The following is a 2,527-nucleotide window of genomic DNA, read 5'->3' as shown; positions in this document are numbered from 1 at the left end:
ACGGCGACGGGGTGGGGCACCGGCCGCCGGGGGTGCTCCCGCACGGCCGGGTGCGGCGGGTCGGCGAACCCGGCGGAGTCCGGTAGCACGACCCGGCCCGCACGCCCGGAGGCGCTGTCGAACGGCAGTGCACCCACCGCGAGCGCGGGCCCGCCGGTGTCGGACCGCAAACGGTCCCGGACCCGGTCGGCCAGGGCGAACTCGTCGGTGCCGGTCAGCACCTCGCGGGCGCCCGAGGCGAGCAGCGTCCGCCGTCGGGTGGCGAGGAAGAAGTCGCCGTGCGTGTAGGCCCGCAGCAACCCGGCGGGGCCCGGTCCGTTCACCAGCGCGCCCCTTTCCGCCGTGGTGCGTGACGTCCGCCCGTCGGTTCTATTGTCCGTCCGTCCGGGTGCCGGGGTCCCACCACCGCTCGGTGACGTCGATCTCGTCGGGCGCCGCGCCGTCGGTGAGTACCGCCACGGCCGCGCGGTACCCCGGGCCGGGGTCGAGGTCGGCCAGGCGGACCGCCTCCGCCGAGACCGCGTCGTCGGCCGAGGCGAGCAGCCGCGGGGGTTCGTCCGGGCCGGAGATCGTCAGGGCGCGCAGCGGGATCCGCAGCCCGCGCCGGGTGGCCTTCATGACCGCCTCCTTGCGGGTCCAGAACCGGAAGAAGGCCTCCGCGCCGACCGGTCCGGAGCAGCCGTCGAGGCCGGCGAGTTCGGTCTCGTTGAGCACGTAGGCGCGCAGCGAGTCGTCCACGTCCCGCCCGGCGGCCTCCACGTCGAGGCCCACGGCCGTCCCGTCGGTGGCGGCCACACCGACCCGGTCCCCGGAGTGTGAGACGGACAACTCCAGCGTCGACCCGGGGATCCGGACCGGCCCGTGCGGGCGTCCGCAGTCGGCGCAGCGCGCGTCGAACCGGATCTCGTGCGCGCGGCCACCCAGCCGTGCGGCCGCCACCGTCTTGGCCAGCACCCTGCCGGTGAGGAACCGGGAGCGGTCCTCGGCCCTGCGGTAGGCCCCGTACCGCGCGTGCTCGTCCCGGTCCAGCACACCCAGCGCATCGTCGGTCACGGTCATCGGTGTCGTCCACCACACCGCGCACTCGGTCATCTCGCCTCTCCGCCTCGCGCCGCACACCGGGTGTCCCCGGCAGACATGTCCCCGGCCCCCACGTCCCGCCACGCACCGTGGCGGACGATCTCGAACCTACGTCGAGGGCGGGACTCCCGCCAAGCCCGGTGATGCGCTACCTTGCTGGCTAAGCGACCGCTTAGTCGGCAATCATCGAGGTCATCGAGGGAGTCTGCGGCGATGGATTTCAGCCTGAGCGTGGAGGAACGGGAGATCCGGGACTGGGTCCGGACGTTCGTGCAGAAGGAGCTCGTCCCGCTCGAACAGGAGGTGCTCCGCAGGGAACGGGCCCACCAGCCGGGGCTGACCGGCGACGAGCTGCGGGAGCTGCAGCTCAAGGCGAAGGAATCCGGGTTCTGGGGGGTGCAGACCCCGGAGGAGTACGGCGGGATGGGCCTGTCCGCCACCATGACCGCACTGCTGGAGGCCGAGCTCGGCCGCACGTACGTGCCGTTCCGCTTCGGCGGTGCGGCCGACAACATCCTGTTCCACGCGAACGAGGAGCAGAAGCAGCGGTACCTCCTGCCCACCATCGAGGGCACGCGCACGTCCTGCTTCGCGATCACCGAGCCCGGTGCGGGCTCGGACGCCAAGGCGATCCGCACGACGGCCCGCAAGGACGGCTCCGACTGGATCATCAACGGGGAGAAGACGTTCATCACCGGCGGCAACGAGGCGGACTTCACCATGGTGTTCGCCATCACCGACCCGGAGAAGGGCGCGAACGGGGGTGTCACCTGCTTCCTCGTCGACCGCGACATGGGCTGGCGCTCGGAGTACATCGACACGATGGGCGAGTGGGGGCCCGCGTCCCTGATCTTCGACAACGTGCGGGTGCCGGAGAGCCAGATCCTCGGTGAGCTGGGCCAGGGCTTCACCCTGGCGATGCAGTGGATCGGCCGCGGCCGCTACCTGCTGCCCGCGCGGGCGATCGGGTCGTGCGAGCGGCTGGTGTCGATGGCGATCGAGCACGCCAACACCCGCGAGACGTTCGGCGCGCCGATCGCCGACCGGCAGGCCATCCAGTGGATGATCGCCGACTCCGGGGTGGAGATCGAGGCGCTGCGCTGGCTGGTGCTGCACGCCGCGTGGCAGGTGGACCAGGGCATGGACTCCCGGCACGCGCAGTCGATGGCCAAGCTCTTCGGTGGGCAGAAGGCCAACGAGATCGTCGACCGGGTGCTGCAGATCCACGGGGGGATGGGTTACACCCGGGAGCTCCCGGTGGAGCGCTGGTACCGCGAGCTGCGGCTGCTGCGGATCTACGAGGGCACCGACGAGATCCAGCGGCGGACGATCGCGCGCAACCTGCTGAAGGGACACGCCAAGGTCGGTGGTGCCCTGGGCTGATCGACCTCGGCCGGACCGGCGCCGGTCCGGCCGACGCCCCGGCGGGCGGCACGGCGGCCGGAAC

At 72.4% G+C, this 2,527-nt stretch carries 2 protein-coding genes and 1 pseudogene; 1 reads left to right on the top strand and 2 read right to left on the bottom strand.

Going from position 1 to position 2,527, the window contains the following annotated elements:
* Together SACPADRAFT_RS33165 and SACPADRAFT_RS0217610 are read right to left on the bottom strand one after the other, a co-directional pair.
* Positions 1 to 323, bottom strand: a pseudogene (locus SACPADRAFT_RS33165) (isochorismate synthase); the annotation flags it as partial.
* A gap of 46 nt (positions 324 to 369) precedes the next feature.
* Positions 370 to 1,092: a 4'-phosphopantetheinyl transferase family protein gene (locus SACPADRAFT_RS0217610; RefSeq protein ID WP_007027254.1), complete on the bottom strand. Its 723-nt coding sequence runs from the start codon at positions 1,090 to 1,092 to the stop codon at positions 370 to 372.
* Positions 1,093 to 1,293: 201 nt separating this feature from the next.
* Between SACPADRAFT_RS0217610 and SACPADRAFT_RS0217605 the strand changes: the two genes are divergently transcribed.
* Positions 1,294 to 2,463: an acyl-CoA dehydrogenase family protein gene (locus SACPADRAFT_RS0217605; protein ID WP_007027253.1), complete on the top strand. Its 1,170-nt coding sequence runs from the start codon at positions 1,294 to 1,296 to the stop codon at positions 2,461 to 2,463.
* Positions 2,464 to 2,527: the final 64 nt, after the last annotated feature.

It is taken from the genome of Saccharomonospora iraqiensis subsp. paurometabolica YIM 90007 (genome assembly GCF_000231035.2).
GTDB classification, from domain to species: Bacteria; Actinomycetota; Actinomycetes; order Mycobacteriales; family Pseudonocardiaceae; genus Saccharomonospora; species Saccharomonospora paurometabolica.
This window is presented reverse-complemented; position numbering and strand designations above follow the sequence as displayed.